The organism is Geobacillus sp. B4113_201601, assembly GCF_001587475.1.
GTDB lineage: Bacteria > Bacillota > Bacilli > Bacillales > Anoxybacillaceae > Geobacillus > Geobacillus icigianus.
Map to the genome: position 1 here is coordinate 46,825 of NZ_LQYX01000078.1, position 17,667 is coordinate 64,491.

Below are 17,667 nucleotides of genomic sequence, written 5' to 3' on the forward strand. Positions count from 1 at the left end.
CAACCGCTTACGCCTCTCCGGCACAAGGAAGTGCGCCTCTTTTGGCCCCGGTCAGCTCGCGCACGAATCGCACTCTTCGATCGTCCCCGATGTCGAACGCACGTAATACGTCGTTTTCAACCCCGACTTCCACGCCGTCAAATGCAAATCGAGCAGCTCCTTTGCCTTGATCGTATTCATGACGTAGAAGTTAAATGAGATGGCTTGGTCGACATGGCGCTGGCGCGCGGCGTTTTGCTTGATGCTCCAACGTTGGTCGATATGGTACGCCGATTTGTAATACCATGTCGTCTGTTCGTTTAGATCCGGCACGGTCACAGGAATTTTATAATCTTTCTTTTCCTCGGCATACACTTTTAAGAAAATCGGATCGATGCTCGCCGTGCTGCCGGCGATGATCGACGTCGAGGCGTTGGGCGCAATGGCCATGATATAGCCGTTGCGCACCCCGTAGCGGGCCACATTGCTCTTGAGTCGGTCCCAATCGAGCTCGCCGTGGCTTTGGTAGCCGCGCCGTTCGAAATAAGCGCCCGTCTGCCAATCCGATCCGGCAAACGCCGGGTAGCTCCCTTTTTCTTTGGCGAGCTCCATGCTCGCTTGAATCGCCAAATACGCGATCGTTTCATACAGTTCATCGGCGTAGCGGACCGCTTCCTCTGACTCCCAGCGAATGCCTTTTAACGCCAGCAAATGATGCCAGCCAAAAGTGCCAAGCCCGACAGCGCGGTATTTTTCGTTCGTCAAACCGGCCTGCAGCACCGGAATGTGATTTAAATCAATGACATTATCAAGCATCCGCATTTGAATCGGGATGAGCCGCTCCAACACCCCATCGGTCACCGCACGCGCCAAGTTGATCGACGATAAATTGCAGACGACAAAATCGCCCGGGATTTTTTCGATCACAATCACTCCGTCTTTCACATATTGCCGCTTCATCACCGTCGGGCTTTGGTTTTGCGCGATTTCCGTGCAAAGGTTGCTGCAGTAAATCATCCCGAGATGGCGATTCGGATTTTGTCGGTTCACTTCATCGCGGTAAAACATAAACGGCGTCCCCGACTCGAGCTGGCTGCGCATAATGCTTTTCATCACTTCGATCGCCGGCACTTTTTCTTTCGACAGCCTCGGTTCGTTGACGCATTGCCAATATTTCTCCCGAAAGCTGCCCTTCCCTTTTTCCTCATCATAAAAGTCTTCCAAACTAAATCCCATCACCGTCCGCACTTCATGCGGATCAAACAAATACCAGTCGCCGCGCTGTTCGACCATTTCCATGAACAAATCAGGGATGCAAACGCCGGTGAACAAGTCATGCGTCCGCAGCCGTTCGTCGCCGTTGTTGAGCCGCGCATCGAGAAACGCAAAAATATCTTTATGCCACACATCCAAATAGACGGAAATAGCTCCCTTTCGCTGCCCAAGCTGATCGACGCTCACCGCTGTGTTGTTCAGCTGCTTCATCCACGGGATGACGCCGGAGGAGACCCCTTTGAATCCTTTAATGTCGCTGCCGCGCGACCGGATTTTCCCTAAATAGACCCCAATGCCGCCGCCCGATTTCGATAAATTGGCGATGTCGGTGTTGCTGTCGTAAATCCCTTGCAAACTGTCATCGACCGTGTCGACAAAGCAGCTCGACAGCTGGCCGTATGACTTCCCGGCGTTGGCAAGCGTCGGCGTCGCCACGGTCATGTATAGGTTGCTTAACGCCCAATACGCTTCCTTCACCAACTCAAGCCGCCGCTGCTGTGGTTCATTGGCCATAAGCGTCATGGCGATAATCAAAAATCGCTCCTGCGGCAACTCATACAACCGCCGCTCATAATCGCGGGCCAAATACCGATCCGCAAGCGTGCGCAACCCTATGTACGTAAACAACTTGTCCTTCTCCGGATCAAGAAACGCACCGATGGACTCAATTTCTTCTTTCGTATAACGTTCAAGCAGCAGCGGATGATATACTCCTTGTTCCGTCAGCGCAACAAGGAGCGAGTAGAAATCGCCATACCGCTTGCGCTCCTCGTACCCGCGCTGCCGTGCTGCCTCCCGGTACAGTTGTTGCAAATACAGGCGGGCGCACACAAACGTCCATTCCGGCTCCTCCTCACTAATATACGACAGCCCTTCCAAAATGGCGGTTTGATACAGCTGCCGGAAGGTGACCATCTCTTTTCGGCTGAGAAGCTGCCATACACGTTCTTCATATTCCTCGAGCGACAGACGGACAAAGTCGGCCGCCGCCTGCTCCACCAACCTAGCAAACTCCTCACGCGAAAATGATTTCTCTTTTCCTTGATCATCGACAACAATTGATTTCGTCGACACTGTCATTCGTTTCTCCTCTCCTCCATAAAAAAATCCGCTCGGGCAGGCGAGCGGATGAAACGACAGACGGAAAAAGGCAGACGAACTCCCTTTTTCTTTTCCCCTATCGTTTCATCTTCTCACACCCCGAAGAACATGAAACGTTCCAAGCAAGGCAGGTCTCCTGACTCGTGCATCGTCCTACTTTGGGTCCTTCCCAGCGGCGCTAAATAGCTCTTGCCGCCAGTGGCCATCCCATTTCGTCCGCACATACAGTTGCGGGGGCAGTTCCGGATTCACACCGGATTCCCTATTAAGTCCTGATGGACACCATTGCTTGGCACAACGATATATAGTTGTTTGAAAAAGGAAACAAATCAATATATAGTGGATGATCATCCTGATGGAACAAGCATATACCAAAACAACAAGAATTGCAAGGGACAAGCGAGATTTTCTCAATCAATCCTTAGAAGGCCGTTGAAAAACATTGGTTTCCTTTGGTCAATGAATAAAAGTGTGCAGTGTTGCAAGACTTTTCTATTGGAGAAACGATTCCGAGAAGCAGTTGCGCGAGTCAATCACCGCCCCTTATAGTTTTCGGGCCAAAACAGACAGGCGCCCCGGCCGAATTCCGGGACGCCTCGTCCTGTTCCCCCTTACGCCTCAAAAGCAGGCGCCAGCGGCTTTTCCTTTTGTCCAGATGAAACAAAATCATAGGCTCGCTCTACATACACTTGATGCCAAATCATAAACGCCAACACCGTCCACAGCTTGCGGCTATGGTCCGCTTTCTGCTGCGCATGCTCATCGAGCAAGCGATACAGCACGTCTTTATGGAACAAGTGGTCCGTTTCGCTGTCGTGAATAAGCTGTTTCGCCCAATCATACATTTCGTTTCTCAACCAATGACGAATCGGCACAGGAAATCCTAATTTTTTCCGGTTTAATACATGATCCGGCACGATGCCTTCGGCCGCTTTGCGCAAAATATATTTCGTCGTGCCGTTGGCGGTTTTCATCTCCGGAGCGATCGTAGCAGCTGCTGCAAACACCGCTTTGTCCAAAAACGGCACCCGCAACTCAAGCGAATGCGCCATCGTCATTTTATCGGCCTTAACTAAAATATCGCCTCTCAGCCATGTATGGAGATCAATGTACTGCATCCGGTTGACCGGCGGATAATGAACGGTTTCTTGATAGAGCGGCGCGGTCACCGTTGTATACTCACGGCCTTTTTCATACGTTTTGAGCAAGGCCGCCTTTTCCGCTTCACTGTATATTTTGGCGTTCCCGATATACCGTTTTTCGAGCGGGGTCGTGCCGCGCTCTAAAAAGCTCTTCCCTTTCACCCCGTCGGGAAGCCACTTGGCGATGAAGCGCAGCACGCTCTTCACCGCTCCCGGCATCCGCTCCAACCACCGCAACGACTCTGGTTCACGATAAATGTTATAGCCGCCAAACAGCTCGTCCGCCCCCTCGCCGGAAAGCACCACGGTAACGTGTTTTCTCGCTTCACGGGCGACAAAATACAGCGGCACCGCAGCCGGATCCGCCAACGGATCATCCATATGCCACATAATTTTCGGCAGCTCGTCCATATACTCCTGCGGCGAAATGACATAGCTGATATTGTCTACGCCCAGCTTCTCAGCCGTCTCCTTGGCCACATCGATTTCGCTGAACCCTTGCCGCTCAAACCCGACCGAAAACGTCTTTAAATCCGGATGAAACTGTTTGGCGATCGCCACGATAAACGAGGAATCAATGCCGCCCGACAAAAACGCCCCGACCGGCACATCGCTGCGCATATGGACACGGACCGAATCAACCAACGCCGTGCGGATGTTCTCAACCAATTCCTCCTCCGACTGGCGAACAGAGCGGAAAAACGGCTTCCAATAGCGATGAATCGCGAGCGGTTCACCGACTCGTTTCTTGATATAATGCCCCGGCTCCAACTTCGAAATACCGACCGACATCGTCGATGGTTCGGGGACGTATTGGAAGGTTAAATAATGCTGGAGCGATTCATGATCTACCGTTTCCGCCCCAAGCGCAAGCAAAAGGCTTTTCTTCTCCGAAGCGAAAAACGTGCGGCCGCCTTGTTCCGCATAGAAAAACGGTTTAATGCCGAACGGATCGCGGGCTGCAAACACCGTTTTTTCCTGCTTGTCCCAAATGACAAACGCAAACATCCCGCGTAGCTTTTCGACCGCTTTTTCTTGTTCCATGCTATAAAGCGCAACGATGACTTCCGTATCGGAGTTTGTCGCAAACGACAATCCTTTCGCCGTCAGCTCTTCCCGCAATTCGACGTAATTGTAAATCTCCCCGTTAAAAATGATCCAGTACCGATCGTTTTCATACGAGAGCGGCTGGTGCCCCGCTTCCAAATCGATGATGCTGAGCCGCCGAAATCCAAACCCGACGTGCTCATCCATATAATACCCCTCATCATCCGGCCCGCGATGGGTAATCAGGCGGTTCATCCGCCTTAATTCCTCGCTCCATCCCGGATCTTGACATTCTGGACGATCGACAATCCATCCAATAAATCCACACATAACGATGACTGTCCCTCCAATGAATTGACATCAAGGCAACCCGTTTTTATTCTTTGCCTTACGCCTTCGGTTGCAATAAAATAATAGGCAAAGAAGAAAACAAAACCAGTTCCATTCTATCTTACAAAAAGCAAAGTTTCAAAACCAATCTTTCGCCATTTTTGACAAAACCCAACGTTCCATCACAACCATCGGAGGCACAATGGGCAGCTGACTATACTTTTAACGCTTTCTTGTTCCAATACCCTTCTTTGGAAACGGGAAAACAATCAAAACAGCCCGGAAGCCGCCATTGAAGCACTGCTGATAAAGGGGGAGAATCGCTTTGCTCACCATGATCTCGCTGTTGACCGCTCTCATCGTGCTCCTCTGCCTCGCCCTTTTGCGAAGCCCTCTCAGCCGCAAAAGGGACCAGCTGCTGCTGGCTGTATACGCGGGCTGTCTCGCCTTGCTTCTAGCCGTTTTGTCCAATCATAAAAGCTGGGCGCAAACAAAGGATCGATTTCAACATTTTGTACAGGAAACCATCGTCCCGCTTGTCAATCATGACCAAGCGGCGAACGCCGGCAAATCGACGTTGAAATCAACGGTGTTGATTGACGCGCCGTTAATCTCGCAGCTCCCCGAGCTGCCAAGGGGATGTGAAGTCACCAGCTTAGCCATGCTGCTGAACCATGCGGGAATTGATGTTGACAAAATGACATTAGCGAGACAAGTGCGGAAAAATCCGACGCCATATCAAGTAAAAAACGGCCGCGTCTTTTACGGCCATCCGAATGAAGGATTTGTGGGCGACATGTATACATTGTCGAAGCCTGGATACGGCGTATATCACAAACCCATTAAGGAGCTGGCCGAACGATACTTGCCAACGCAAATCGTCGACTTAACCGGACAATCCTTTGAGCACATTTATGACTACGTAGCGAAAGGCTCCCCGGTGTGGGTCATTACAAACACCACCTTCCGTCCGCTTCCCCCCTCCGCCTTTCGCGAATGGCAAACACCGCAAGGACCGGTCAAAATCACGTATCGGGAACACGCGGTACTCATTACGGGATACGATGAGCAGTACATTTATTTCAACGACCCATTGACCGCCATCAAAAATCAAAAAGCACCGAAGCAAGAGTTTATCGCGGCTTGGGTTCAAATGGGACGGCAAGCGATTACGTATCGCCGCTAAGCTCGGCGAATCCGAATCGCTTGCTTTTTTTTCATTTTCGTTGAACGATTTTCTCCATACATTTTGCACATCTATTTTTTATCCTAGTGAGAAGCATTGTGAAATCAGCTTTCTTTTCCTGTGAAATACCGCTGATTGGCGAGCGGAACCCTTTTTTCACTGGTCTTCTAGATGGCTGGTGAAAAACAGTTGTTTCTTTTGAGCAATGGGGGAGCGTTTGAAAGACGATCCTGATGCGACAAGGTTTTTCTATTTGAGAAACAGGCTTGATAAGAGGCTTGCTCCCTTAAATCACCGGCCTCCTAGGCCACCCCTTTTTTGAATAATGAGCTATCCCCAAACGGCGCATACGGTTTGAATGGAAGTCTAACTTTCATTTAGCAATCGTTCAACGTGCTGTTTTAATACAGGAATCTTATTTCGAACGACATCCCACACAATTCGATAATTAATGGAGAAATAACTGTGGATCAGCATATCCCTCATGCCAGCCATCTTTCTCCATTCGATATATGGAGATGCTTGCCTGATTTCGTCTGGAATGTTTTTCGCTGCTTCTCCAATCACTAATATATTTTTAATGACTGCATCTGATACTAAATCATTATCTAAAAAGTCATCATAAGAAAGCCCTTGGGTGTACTTCTCAATTTTCTCTGCAGCAACCAAAATATCTTGCAAAAAGACGCTAGGATCCCTCTGCATACTTCACACTCCTTAAAATAGTCGGCTTTAATCCTGGTTTGATATCATCTACAATCACTAAATCCACTGATTTTTGAAAAAGATCTTCCAAACTCAGTTTCAACTCCATATAATGATCAAACGTCACCGCATGATCCATAAATTCTACCAACACATCAATGTCACTCGACTCCCTTTGTTCCCCCCGACTGTACGAGCCAAATAACCCAATTCGCTTCACACCATACTTTTTCTTCCATAAATCTAAACATTTCGCCATTTCATTAAGGATGTCTTGTTGCGATCGCAAATCAATCCCCCCTTTTTCCGCGCCTGTTATTTTCATTATAACATCCCGCTTTCCCGATATTCTTCAAGAAGAGAAAAAAACTTTTCCCAGCCGAGAACTCGTCATGTCCCGTTACGCTCTCGATTAAAAAGGCCCCGTCTTCCCTCGGGGCCCCTTCTCGTTATTTCACATCATATCCTTGCTCTTCAATCGCTTCTTTCAGTTTTTCTACGCTGACCTTTGTTTCATCATACTCCACATCGACCGTCCCTTCTTGCAAATGCACTTCGACGCGGCTGACGCCATCCAACGCTTGAAGGGCGTTCGTCACCGCCGCTTGGCAATGTCCGCATGTCATTCCTTGCACTTGCAATGTAATCGTCATCATCGATTCCTCCTTAAATGTTTATAGTTTCACACGCTTCAACCGAAGCGCGTTGGTCACAACCGACACAGAGCTGAATGCCATCGCCGCTCCCGCGATCCACGGCTCCAACAATCCGAAAGCGGCGACCGGAATGCCGATCGTATTATAAAACAACGCCCAGAACAGATTTTGCCGAATGTTTTTCATCGTTTGCCGGCTCAACTCAATGGCTTTCGAGATATGGCGCAAATCGCCGCCGACCAAGGTCACATCGGCCGTTTCGATCGCCACATCCGCTCCTGTGCCAATCGCCATCCCAATATCCGCTTTGGCCAAAGCCGGCGCATCGTTAATCCCATCGCCGACCATCGCCACACGTTTTCCTTGTTTTTGCAATTCCTCGACGATGTTCGCTTTTTCTTCCGGGAGCACCTCGGCATACACATGCTCAATGCCGACTTCATGGGCGATCGCTCCTGCTGTCCGCTGATTGTCCCCTGTTGCCATATAGACATCGATGCCCATTTGTTTTAATGTTTGAATCGCTTCTTTCGCGCTTTCTTTCACCGTATCCGCGACCGCCATGATGCCGGCCAGCTCTCCATCGATGGCCACAAGCATCGCGGTTTTTCCTTGTTTTTCAAGCTCTATCAAGCGATTTTCGCACTGAGAAATCTCAACAGCGCGGTCCTTCATCCATTTCCGCGTCCCGATCAAAACGGTTTTGCCGTCAATGACCGCTTCAATGCCGTGGCCGGCAATGGCGGAAAAGTGCTCCAATGGCTTCATCGAAATCGCTTGTTTCTTCCCGTATTCGACAATCGCCTGAGCGAGCGGATGCTCGGAAGCGCTCTCGGCGGAAACCGCATAATCAAGCATGTCCTCGCGGAAGGCCAGCACATCGGTGACTTCCGGTTTTCCTTTTGTCACTGTTCCTGTTTTATCGAGCAATACGGCATTGATTTTATGCGTTCCCTCTAGGTACTCACCTCCTTTAAAGAGAATGCCTTGTTCTGCCCCTTTGCCGGTGCCGACCATAATCGATGTCGGTGTCGCCAAACCGAGCGCACAAGGGCACGCGATGACAAGAACAGCGATGGCCACCTCAAGCGCTTTGGCCAAATCACCCGGCGCAACGAAGAAGTACCAGATGAGAAAGGAAACAACCGCAATTCCGACAACAATCGGTACGAAAATGCCGGAAATGACATCGGCCATCCGCTGAATCGGCGCTTTCGACCCTTGCGCCTCTTCGACGATTTTAATGATATGAGAAAGCGCGGTATCTTTTCCGACTTTTTCGGCGCGAATAGTCAGCACCCCATTTGTATTAATGGTTGCCCCGATCACATAGTCGCCTTCCTTCTTATCGACCGGAATCGATTCACCGGTAATCATCGATTCGTCTACGGAAGATGCTCCGGCGATGACCGTACCGTCTACCGGAATTTTTTCTCCCGGCTTAACAACGATCGTATCGCCGATCACCACTTCCTCGAGTGGAACTTTTATTTCGTCCCCATTCCGAATGACGGTCGCTTCCTTCGCCTGCAGGCTGACTAACTTCGAAATGGCTTCCGTTGTCCTCCCTTTCGCAATCGCTTCAACATATTTGCCGACAAGCACAAGCGTGATCAAGACGGCGCTCGTTTCAAAATACAGCCTCGGCATATAGTCAGGATTCCCGAGCGTCCGAAAAGCTTCAGACAAGCTGTACACGTACGCGGCGGATGTTCCGAGCGCCACAAGGACGTCCATGTTCGCACTTTTGTTTCGCAACGCCCGGTACGCCCCGACGTAGAAGGGACCGCCGATGTAAAACTGAACGGGTGTAGCGAAAAGAAGCTGGAACCACGGATTCATCAGCCAATGCGGCATCGGTAAGCCGATAGCAAACGGCATATGCGCCAGCATCGTATAGAGCAGCGGCAACGATAAGAGGATGGAAATGGCGAGTCGCCGCTGCTTCTGTTTCAACTGCTCTTCTTTCCGGCCAGCACCCTCTTGTTCTTCGTTTCGAATTTGCCCCCTGTACCCAAGCGTTTTGATTTTCTCTAAAATGTCTTCGACAGATGCAACTCCCTCTTTGTATTCAACGACCGCACTGTTGGTCGCCAAGTTGACCGCAGCGCTTGTCACCCCTTCCATCCGATTCAACCCTTTTTCAATCCGTGTCGCACAAGCCGCACATGTCATGCCTTCAATATCGAGCATCACTTTTTCTGTCGCCACGCCATACCCTAAATGCTCAATTTTCGTCTCGAGATCGGCGATCGTTTGCTTCGCTGGATCGTAGTGAATCGTTGCGTTTTCCATGGCCAAATTGACATGGGCGTTGACGCCGTCCATCTTATTTAATGCTTTCTCGATCCGATTGGCGCACGCGGCGCATGTCATGCCCGTCACCTTCAGCGTCACGGTTTTCAGCTCTCCCATTTCCATCCCCCCTTACTTCGAAAATTGTTTCATCACATCCATTAATTCGCGAATCGATTCATCTCCGCTCCCTTCACGGATCGCTTTGGCCACACAATGGCTCACATGGCGTTCAAGCAACTGTAGCCCGACTTGGTTCAACGCTGCTCTAATCGCGGAAATTTGCACTAAAATATCGATGCAATACCGATTGTCCTCCACCATTTTTTGCACCCCGCGCACTTGCCCTTCGATGCGCTTCAAACGCTTGATGATGCGTTCGATTTCCTGTTCCGTCCGTGGAACCATTTTGTGATCTTCATAATGGTTCATCCAACATCACCTCTTTCAATTACATTATACCGGTAACGGGTATAAAACACAACAGAAATCCCCTCTACAAATCATGCTCACAAGCAAAACCGTAATCAATACCTACGCGGGAAAATTCCACTTTCCACTAAAAACATTCATGGGCAAGCCTTGCTTCCCACCCTAGCATGAAAATGACGGATTGAGGCGGTGTATTTAACAGAAAATTAACATTTTTTACAGTATGTAGATTGAACAATAAAGAATTTCTGCTTTTACGCTTCCGTTTTCGTCCGCATGCAAGCAGATATAGCCGGATGAAAAACAATATGCCAACTTGCCTCGATCTACCAAGCCACTTTCGCACGCAGTGATTGGCGCTCACGAAAAGGCATGGTAAACTAAGCATATCATTACAAAAAAGGTGGGGAGGGACTGCCTTGGATCAGTTGCTGCATGTGTTTGTCAAAGTAGTGGAAAAAGGAAACTTCACGAAAGCAGCTGAAGAGCTGCATATGACGCAACCCGCGGTCAGCCAGCACATTCAAACATTGGAACGATTGTTGGATACAAAACTGTTAGACAGGACAAACAAGTATGTCAGATTGAACAAAGCCGGGGAAATCGTTTACCATTATGCGCAAGAAATTCTCGGATTGTACACACGTATGAACCAACTGCTTGATGATTTACTGAATCGAGCGAGCGGGAAGCTGTCGATTGGAGCCAGCTACACGTACGGCGAGTATGTTCTTCCCCAGATGATCGCTCAATTGCATCAACACTATCCGCTCATTACACCGACAATCACGATCGGAAACTCGAATGAAATTGTTGAAATGGTAAGCAGCCATCAACTGGATGTGGGGATTATCGAAATGGACATCGAGTCAGCGAGCGTATCTATCGAACCATTAGCCGAAGATCAAATGGTTGTCGTGGCTTCGCCTCGCCACCCGTACGCCCACAAAAAGAAGGTCAAGATCGAAGACCTAGAGAGCGCCACATGGATTGTTCGAGAACAAGGTTCGGGGACAAGGAAAGCAACGGATGAATTTTTTCGCAATCACCGCTTTGTTCCGTCTTCGATGATGGAATTTGGCAGCACACAACTCATTAAAGAAGCGGTCGAAGCCGGCTTGGGGATCACGTTTCTCTCCCTTTGGACGATCAAAAAAGAACTTTCGTTTGGCACGTTATCCATCATCCCGATCGATGAAGAGCCGTTTGTTCGCCGCTTTTCTCTCGTAACGCCGAAAACCCCGTTTTATACAAAAGCTATGGACGTCTTTTTAACCATCATTCGCACTCACCACCCTTCCGTCAGGCAGTGGTCCCCTCCTCCGTCTCTTTGAGCAAAGACGGCCGACAGCGTCGCCGGTCGTCTTTTTTCCTTGACCATTAAACAAAGAATAACGATAACAGAGACAAGCAAAATGATACGAGACACATCGCGGCAAGAGGACGCCAGCCATTTCTCCCCCATGTTCGCAAATCGACATTCAATCCAAGTCCGACCATCGCCGCCGTCAAGAAAAGCGAAGTGACAAAAGAGAGAAAGCTTAGAACACCGGGAGAAACTGAAATGGCGTTTCCCAGCACATAACTGCCGAACAAACTCATAACGATAAATCCTAGCAAAAACCACGGAAAGGGAACTTTCGTTTTTCTTCCGTCATGACAATTCGCTTTGGTCTTTTTCCAATACATAAGAACAAAACTGAGCGGTGCAAGCCAAAGCACCCTCCCTAGCTTGGCCAACAACGCCAACGCCAGCGCCTCCTGCCCGGCCGGAGCTCCTGCCAGTGCGACATGGGCGATTTCATGCAAGCTCATCCCGCTCCACGCCCCATACTGCAACGAGGAAAGCGGCAAAAGCGGGCGAATGAGCGTGTATCCAATTGAAAACACCGTGCCGACCAACGCAATCATTCCAATTGAGAGAGCCGTATCCTCATCATCTGATTGCAAAATGGGGGACACAGCGGCAATCGCCGCCGCCCCGCACACCCCCGTTCCGATACCTAGCAACAAAGACAAAGAAGGGCTGACGTTTACCATTTTTCCAATCCATACCATCGTAAAGATAGCAAACACAACGATGGCCAAATCTCGAAAGACAAGCCCCCATCCGTGCTGAAGCAAAACGGCTATATTCAACTTCAGCCCGAATAGCACAATAGCCAATCGCAACAAATATTTCGAAACAAATTGAATCCCCGAACGAAGGGCCACAGGGTAGCCAAATACGTGCCGATACAGCACCGCTAGTAAAATAGCACAAGCGAGTGGACCTAAATGATCGAGTCCAGGCAGGGAAGCCAGCGCCATGCCAATGGCAGCGATCAAAAACGGAAAAACTACCCCTCCTACCCATCGACGTTTCTCTTGTCCCCAAGTCAGCCTATAAGACCAAACCGCTTTCTTTCCCTTCTCCATTCCCATTCCCCCTATCCATACTGCGAACTTCGTGTTTATCATACGCCTCTTTGACTTATAAGTAAAATAGCGTTTTTTTATCGTTATAATAAGTAATAGATTATGATAGACAAAATACTCTCTTCTCTGTACCATTTCCATAAAAGAGCAACCGATGGCTTCCTTTCTCAGCGCCACTCGCGCGCCTCAACGGCCTTTCTCAAACCGAAAAACCAATCGCTTCGGAATTGCTTCTCACACGTTCCCCCTATCGACCAAGGACAATCAGGCTAAAACCGGCAGGAAACCACCCGTTTCGCCGGATTGCCAAACGATGAGGGGGATGGTGCCGCCAAGCTTTTCAACTTGGAAAACACCGCTGGGGGCAGTCCTCTGCCCTCATCTCCCCCGCTAAGGAAAAGTTTGTCGAAACCGCTATTTTCTTTCCCATCTGCACATTGTATAATCAAACTAGAGGGAGGTGAACAAGCGTGGAACGCGATACCATCGTGAAAGAAGTAGTCGAGGCGCTGAAAATGTTTTCCCGCGACATCCGCACCCAAATTGACGAAATGGGAAGCCAATTGCGAGCCGAAATCCAAGACACCGCTAATCAGCTGAGAGCAGAAATGCAAGACACCGCTAATCAGCTGCGGAAAGAAATGCAAGACATGGCTAACCAATTGAGAGCAGAAATGCAAGACACAGCCAACCAATTGAGAGCGGAAATGCAAGACACAGCCAACCAATTGAGAGCGGAAATGCAACAATTTCGCGCCGAGGTGAACGAGCGGTTTGATCGACTCGAACAAAAATTCGCCGGCTTGCGCGTGGAGTTGACAGAAACGCAAGAAACCGTCCATTTCCTCGCGTCGAAAACCATCCAGCACGAGAAAAAGCTCCACCATCTGGCCAAGCAACTCGAATCCGTTCGTTAACTTCCCTTCACTCAAGAGCCGCGTTGGATTCATCGTCAGACGCGGCGTCTCTGTTTCTCCGCTCGCGCGTCCAAGCGGGCCCAAAAGCTGAAGACAAACGAACAACGATACAGAAAACAAACGTCCTCTATCCTGTCAAGCAACGAAACTGGCAACAAACGACGCATGTCAAACCGTTTCACGTATACGTGCATGTCTTTTAACATAAACTACGATCAAAGAACAGTTTTCATCAAACGGCAAGGAGGAACCATCCATGTCATTTCTATGGAGTTTGATCGTTGGCGGTATCATCGGTTGGCTAGGCGGGCTTTTGACAGGTCGCGATATTCCCGGAGGAATCATCGGCAATATCATCGCCGGGTTTATCGGTGCATGGCTTGGAACAAAGTTATTCGGCAATTGGGGGCCGACCATCGGCGGATTTGATATTATTCCGGCTCTGATCGGTTCGGTCATTCTCATTTTGCTGGCTAGTTTTATCATTCGCAAGCTACATCAAGCTAGGTAATGATGATCGGTCACCAGAATTCAAGATGGAAAAAACCGGGCCATGTTCCGCCCGGTTTTTTTCGTGAATATCCCCACCACTTGGTGAATGCGGTCAAGTGCGGTATACGCAGTTTGTTGAAGAATCGATCCACCGGCTCGACGGCATTCGCCTTTTTCTGTTTTTCGGAGAACTTGTCTATACCATTTCTTTTCCACACGAATATGGTGAATCGACAAGATGAATTTCTGCTCAATAAAGGAGAAACGATACTGCAACAATTGCCTAGCGCGATCAATACGATCAATACGGCTCTGCCAACGATTTCCTCCACCTTGCAACAAGTCCTCTCCGTCTTGCAGCAACTGCTCAACGTGCTCGGCGGCTTGCCGCTTCCTTTGCAAAACAATCAACAATCATTCACCTTTCTCAGCCAATGGAGTGTCTCAGTGCAGCGAGACGCTCTATTGGCCCATACATAAGCACAGCCGGTCTTTCTCGCTCACCCGCCACCTTTTGGCGGCCATCGGCAAGCTCGTCCGTCCCCTTCCCCTTCCGCCGACAAACGAGTGGACACGACCAGTCGATCGATGTCATTTCAAAAAATCACTTACACACATTGTCACCATGCCAAAGAACTAGTATAGTAGACTTAGAAGCCCGGTGAAAAACCGCTAATTCCCTTCATCGATGGGGGAGCGCGTGAAAAGCAGGACCGATGCAACAAGGTTTTTCTCGTTGAGAAATGAGATGGCAAAGCCGTATCCACGAATCAATCACCGGACGCTTAGGAATACCATTGGCTTTTCGGTTTTTCATCCCTCCGGTGCCTCGTTGTCACCGACCTTTAGCAACATGCAAAACAAAAGACATGGTGCGCCGAATGCAAGTTTCCACCCTCGCTCGCCTTAACGGACGGGGTTTCTGTTCCAACAGCATCCAGACATCATCACTTGCCGAATTAGACAAAGAAAGGTAGGAAACCAATGTATCGTTCCTTTTTGCGGCAATTATGGCGCTACTACGTCATGGGATCCGCAATGGCCGTCGGAGGAGTAGGCACAACGTTCATGTTGACAACGTTGCGTGTATCAGCGCAGGAAGGAAAATGGCTGATCGCCATTTTATTCACATCGGCAATGGTGATGGCGGCCGCGGAAGCGATCGTCTTCGCCCGGGATGTAGCCCCTATTCGCCGCTTTTTTGCATCCCAATCTCCAGACCCGTCACTGGCGCTCGCAGCCTTCAAACAAGTGCAGCGCTTTCCGCTGTTGGCCGTTCGGCGGATTTTAGGGCCGCACTTATTCGGGTTGTCGATCCCGGGCGCCGGGCTGACCGCCTTGTGCATTCGCTACCATATTTTGTCCCTTCCATATCGGTATATTCTGTACGCGTTGGCCGGGGCTGTGCTGATCGCCTCACTCCATGCGCTCATTGAGTTTTTTTTGACAACGAAAGCATGCCGACCCTTGTTGGCATCTTTATCGGCGCAAATCGGTTCAATGGCAGAACAAGTGCCGCTTTCCATTTCCTTAAAAACGAAACTGCAGCTCACCGTATTATTCAGCAGTGCGTTTCCTGTTCTGCTGTTTAGTCTTGCTACTGAAATCAAATGGTCGATGACCGATCCAAATGGGGCCCATTGGTCCTACTGGCCTTGGGCTGCGACGATTTTGCTCTTTTGCATCGGCTTTTCTATATTTTTGGCGCGCTTATTGGTCGAAGAAATCCATGAACCGGTCAACGTTTTGCTCACTCACATGAAACGGGCGGAAACGGAAGCGTATGAACCGATCGCCCACAACGTTTATACCGATGAGTTCGCCGAATTGCTTCGCGGATTCAACCATATGATCGGCGCTGTACACAGTCGTGATCAGCTGAATAAACAACTATTGGACAGTTTCATCACGGTTTTGACCGCGGCGTTGGACGCCCGCGACCCTTACACCGCGGGACATTCGTTGCGCGTGGCGCATTATGCTCGCGCCATCGGGGAAAAACTCGCTTTGCCACCGGAACAGCTTGAGGTGCTATACCGCTCAGCCCTTCTCCATGATATTGGCAAAATCGGCATCCCCGACGCTGTTTTGCTGAAAGAAGGGAAACTGAGCGAGGAAGAGTTTGCCTGGATTAAAAAACATCCTGTCATTGGCGAATCGATTTTGCGCGAGATCCAACCGCTAGAACCGGTTGAGCCGCTGTTGCCGGGGATCCGTTCCCATCATGAGCGGATCGATGGAAAAGGATACCCAGATGGACTGCGCGGCGAGGACATCCCTCTGTTCGGACGCATCATCGCCGTCGCTGACGCGTTTGATGCCATGACATCGGATCGCCCGTATCGCAAAGGCATGGAAATTCACCAAGCAGCCGCTATTTTGCGTCAAGGAAAAGGAACACAGTGGGATGAAGAAATGGTGGAAGCCTTTTTGCAGTGGATGGAAGAAACGATGCCATCGACCGCCACGGCAGTATCTTAACGGGCGGGGCCAATACGATTGGAGAAGATCGAGTGCTTTCCGTTCACTGATTTGAATGTCTTCCTTTTGATGTCAATACATCCGAGCGTGAAACAGAAACATCTGGGTGACGAAAATGGCAACCAACGTCCCGTATAAATGGCATTCGAAACGTTCTTTCTTCATCTTCTTAACTTTCTGCAAATCAAATAATTCAATTGGCCAGCGCAGGGAATAGAGCTCATAAACCTGTTGACCATCAAACGACTCTTGTGGTAAATTCGTCAGTAAGATGTGGTATTTCTTTTGTTCGAGGGTTTGGCGTGTCAGCGCCTTCCCTTTTCTTTTTTCCTTTTTTTGCACATCCGTTTTTGCCATTCTTCCGCCGTCAGACGGCGGAAAATCAACCGTGGAACAGACAAGCGCTCATGGCCGATGTATACGTGTTCCACTTCCATCGTCTCTCCTTCTCCTAATGGATGGCCCATAGACTCCGAATCCCATTCGAAAAATGCTCATCCACAGTAAATTAATTTAAATATTCATTTTCCCACTTTTCTTGTTTTTCCACAGGACTCATTTCTGAAAGATCGTCATATCCATAGTGGATTTTCATTCGGCCTGTGTTATCCAAAATGTAAGTTAAATTCGTCCATGGTTCTTGTTCTTTGAATTTTTCTCTTAATCTAGAAAAACAGCTATACAACTCATTTTCTAACCTATCAAATTCATTCTCATCAACATCAAATAAATCTGTTATATCAAGGCTATATACCGGCTCTCCTTCTTTTTCTGGATAGTAATAGAAAAAGATTTTTTTATAACCTTCTCTAAATTCGGCGTATAACAGGATTTTTCTCCATGCCTCAGGAATCATATTAACTAATATATCTGCAATTTGTTGGTATATATATTCCATTTTATACGTTTCCATCTTACTTACCTCCTGAATAGTTAATTAGTCTCTCGGAATATTTTTTACCATTTATGGAGTAGTCGATTTTAAATTCTTTCGGTCTAACCGATTGTCCCTCATATATAGGCTTCACCCTAATCGTTACCTCTTTCCCCTCTTCTAAAGCTTTTTTCCATGTATTCTCTAGAGTTTTATACTCACTCCTATTTAGAGGACTGGTGAAAAACGGTTGTTTCTCTAGAACATGGGGGAGCGTGTGAAAGGCGATCCGGATGCGACAGGGCTTTTCTATTTGAGAAACGAGGCTGGTAAGCGG

The 17,667-nt window shown here is 49.0% G+C and carries 18 protein-coding genes and 1 riboswitch; of the genes, 5 read left to right on the forward strand and 13 right to left on the reverse strand.

Annotated elements, in window-relative coordinates; genetic code table 11:
* Positions 1-51: 51 nt before the first annotated feature.
* Both B4113_RS10775 and asnB read right to left on the reverse strand, forming a co-directional pair.
* Positions 52-2,334: a ribonucleoside-diphosphate reductase subunit alpha gene (locus B4113_RS10775; RefSeq protein ID WP_061912488.1), complete on the reverse strand. Its 2,283-nt coding sequence runs from the start codon at positions 2,332-2,334 to the stop codon at positions 52-54.
* 129 nt (positions 2,335-2,463) lie between these two features.
* Positions 2,464-2,657, reverse strand: a riboswitch (cobalamin riboswitch).
* A gap of 309 nt (positions 2,658-2,966) precedes the next feature.
* Positions 2,967-4,874, reverse strand: a complete 1,908-nt coding sequence (gene asnB / locus B4113_RS10780) for an asparagine synthase (glutamine-hydrolyzing) (protein ID WP_033019842.1) — start codon at positions 4,872-4,874, stop codon at positions 2,967-2,969.
* 325 nt (positions 4,875-5,199) lie between these two features.
* On the opposite strand from asnB, the gene B4113_RS10785 reads away from it, so the two are divergent.
* Entirely contained in the window at positions 5,200-6,060 is an 861-nt protein-coding gene (locus B4113_RS10785) for a C39 family peptidase (RefSeq protein ID WP_033019841.1), read from the forward strand.
* 366 nt (positions 6,061-6,426) lie between these two features.
* Here the strand turns inward: B4113_RS10785 and B4113_RS10790 are convergent, their stop codons facing one another.
* From B4113_RS10790 to B4113_RS10810, 5 genes are all read right to left on the reverse strand, one after another.
* Positions 6,427-6,765, reverse strand: coding sequence for a DUF86 domain-containing protein (locus B4113_RS10790; RefSeq protein ID WP_033019839.1), 339 nt, complete (start codon positions 6,763-6,765; stop codon positions 6,427-6,429).
* Positions 6,749-7,090 (reverse strand): nucleotidyltransferase family protein, encoded by a 342-nt coding sequence (locus B4113_RS10795; protein ID WP_051962651.1) that lies wholly within the window; start codon positions 7,088-7,090, stop codon positions 6,749-6,751. The genes B4113_RS10790 and B4113_RS10795 overlap by 17 nt, the downstream gene beginning before the upstream one ends.
* A 124-nt stretch (positions 7,091-7,214) precedes the next feature.
* A complete protein-coding gene (copZ, locus tag B4113_RS10800; protein ID WP_033843361.1) occupies positions 7,215-7,418 on the reverse strand; it encodes a copper chaperone CopZ in 204 nt (67 codons plus the stop codon).
* Between the two features lie 21 nt (positions 7,419-7,439).
* Positions 7,440-9,836, reverse strand: coding sequence for a heavy metal translocating P-type ATPase (locus tag B4113_RS10805; protein WP_033843360.1), 2,397 nt, complete (start codon positions 9,834-9,836; stop codon positions 7,440-7,442).
* 12 nt (positions 9,837-9,848) lie between these two features.
* Complete coding sequence (locus B4113_RS10810; protein WP_033843359.1) at positions 9,849-10,148, reverse strand: metal-sensing transcriptional repressor; 300 nt, start codon at positions 10,146-10,148, stop codon at positions 9,849-9,851.
* A gap of 419 nt (positions 10,149-10,567) precedes the next feature.
* On the opposite strand from B4113_RS10810, the gene B4113_RS10815 reads away from it, so the two are divergent.
* Complete coding sequence (locus B4113_RS10815; protein ID WP_033843358.1) at positions 10,568-11,482, forward strand: LysR family transcriptional regulator; 915 nt, start codon at positions 10,568-10,570, stop codon at positions 11,480-11,482.
* A 46-nt stretch (positions 11,483-11,528) separates the two neighbouring features.
* On the opposite strand, the gene B4113_RS10820 is transcribed toward B4113_RS10815, so the two are convergent.
* Positions 11,529-12,566: a YeiH family protein gene (locus B4113_RS10820; RefSeq protein ID WP_061912494.1), complete on the reverse strand. Its 1,038-nt coding sequence runs from the start codon at positions 12,564-12,566 to the stop codon at positions 11,529-11,531.
* A gap of 470 nt (positions 12,567-13,036) precedes the next feature.
* Here B4113_RS10820 and B4113_RS10825 point away from each other — a divergent pair, with 470 nt between their 5' ends.
* Positions 13,037-13,483 carry a gp58-like family protein gene (locus B4113_RS10825; RefSeq protein WP_033019822.1) on the forward strand — a complete coding sequence of 149 codons (447 nt, stop codon included), beginning with the start codon at positions 13,037-13,039 and terminating at the stop codon, positions 13,481-13,483.
* 256 nt (positions 13,484-13,739) lie between these two features.
* Positions 13,740-13,994 carry a GlsB/YeaQ/YmgE family stress response membrane protein gene (locus tag B4113_RS10830; RefSeq protein WP_033019819.1) on the forward strand — a complete coding sequence of 85 codons (255 nt, stop codon included), beginning with the start codon at positions 13,740-13,742 and terminating at the stop codon, positions 13,992-13,994.
* A gap of 20 nt (positions 13,995-14,014) precedes the next feature.
* Here the strand turns inward: B4113_RS10830 and B4113_RS10835 are convergent, their stop codons facing one another.
* Positions 14,015-14,386, reverse strand: a complete 372-nt coding sequence (locus B4113_RS10835) for a hypothetical protein (protein ID WP_033019816.1) — start codon at positions 14,384-14,386, stop codon at positions 14,015-14,017.
* 573 nt (positions 14,387-14,959) lie between these two features.
* Between B4113_RS10835 and B4113_RS10840 the strand changes: the two genes are divergently transcribed.
* Complete coding sequence (locus B4113_RS10840) at positions 14,960-16,456, forward strand: HD-GYP domain-containing protein (RefSeq protein ID WP_033019814.1); 1,497 nt, start codon at positions 14,960-14,962, stop codon at positions 16,454-16,456.
* 72 nt (positions 16,457-16,528) lie between these two features.
* Here B4113_RS10840 and B4113_RS20560 read toward each other — a convergent pair whose 3' ends face one another.
* From B4113_RS20560 to B4113_RS18850, 4 genes are all read right to left on the reverse strand, one after another.
* On the reverse strand, positions 16,529-16,813 hold the full coding sequence (locus B4113_RS20560; protein WP_235597991.1) for a transposase: 285 nt from the start codon (positions 16,811-16,813) through the stop codon (positions 16,529-16,531).
* Positions 16,762-16,923, reverse strand: a complete 162-nt coding sequence (locus B4113_RS20565; protein WP_235597992.1) for a hypothetical protein — start codon at positions 16,921-16,923, stop codon at positions 16,762-16,764. The genes B4113_RS20560 and B4113_RS20565 overlap by 52 nt, the downstream gene beginning before the upstream one ends.
* A gap of 41 nt (positions 16,924-16,964) precedes the next feature.
* The gene (locus B4113_RS10850; protein WP_061912489.1) at positions 16,965-17,369 is read right to left on the reverse strand and encodes an immunity protein YezG family protein; all 405 of its coding nucleotides are present in this window, start codon (positions 17,367-17,369) and stop codon (positions 16,965-16,967) included.
* A gap of 1 nt (position 17,370) precedes the next feature.
* Positions 17,371-17,667, reverse strand: a 297-nt coding sequence (locus B4113_RS18850) for a DNA/RNA non-specific endonuclease (RefSeq protein WP_201028607.1), incomplete at its 5' end; no start/stop codon positions are given.

Coding starts and splice junctions, on each gene's coding strand:
- B4113_RS10775 (WP_061912488.1), bottom strand. CDS start 2,334: ATGACAGTGTCGACGAAATCAATTGTTGTCGATGATCAAGGAAAAGAG.
- asnB (WP_033019842.1), bottom strand. CDS start 4,874: ATGTGTGGATTTATTGGATGGATTGTCGATCGTCCAGAATGTCAAGAT.
- B4113_RS10790 (WP_033019839.1), bottom strand. CDS start 6,765: ATGCAGAGGGATCCTAGCGTCTTTTTGCAAGATATTTTGGTTGCTGCA.
- B4113_RS10795 (WP_051962651.1), bottom strand. CDS start 7,090: ATGAAAATAACAGGCGCGGAAAAAGGGGGGATTGATTTGCGATCGCAA.
- copZ (WP_033843361.1), bottom strand. CDS start 7,418: ATGACGATTACATTGCAAGTGCAAGGAATGACATGCGGACATTGCCAA.
- B4113_RS10805 (WP_033843360.1), bottom strand. CDS start 9,836: ATGGGAGAGCTGAAAACCGTGACGCTGAAGGTGACGGGCATGACATGC.
- B4113_RS10810 (WP_033843359.1), bottom strand. CDS start 10,148: ATGAACCATTATGAAGATCACAAAATGGTTCCACGGACGGAACAGGAA.
- B4113_RS10820 (WP_061912494.1), bottom strand. CDS start 12,566: ATGGAGAAGGGAAAGAAAGCGGTTTGGTCTTATAGGCTGACTTGGGGA.
- B4113_RS10830 (WP_033019819.1), top strand. CDS start 13,740: ATGTCATTTCTATGGAGTTTGATCGTTGGCGGTATCATCGGTTGGCTA.
- B4113_RS10840 (WP_033019814.1), top strand. CDS start 14,960: ATGTATCGTTCCTTTTTGCGGCAATTATGGCGCTACTACGTCATGGGA.
- B4113_RS20560 (WP_235597991.1), bottom strand. CDS start 16,813: ATGGCAAAAACGGATGTGCAAAAAAAGGAAAAAAGAAAAGGGAAGGCG.
- B4113_RS20565 (WP_235597992.1), bottom strand. CDS start 16,923: ATGGGCCATCCATTAGGAGAAGGAGAGACGATGGAAGTGGAACACGTA.
- B4113_RS10850 (WP_061912489.1), bottom strand. CDS start 17,369: ATGGAAACGTATAAAATGGAATATATATACCAACAAATTGCAGATATA.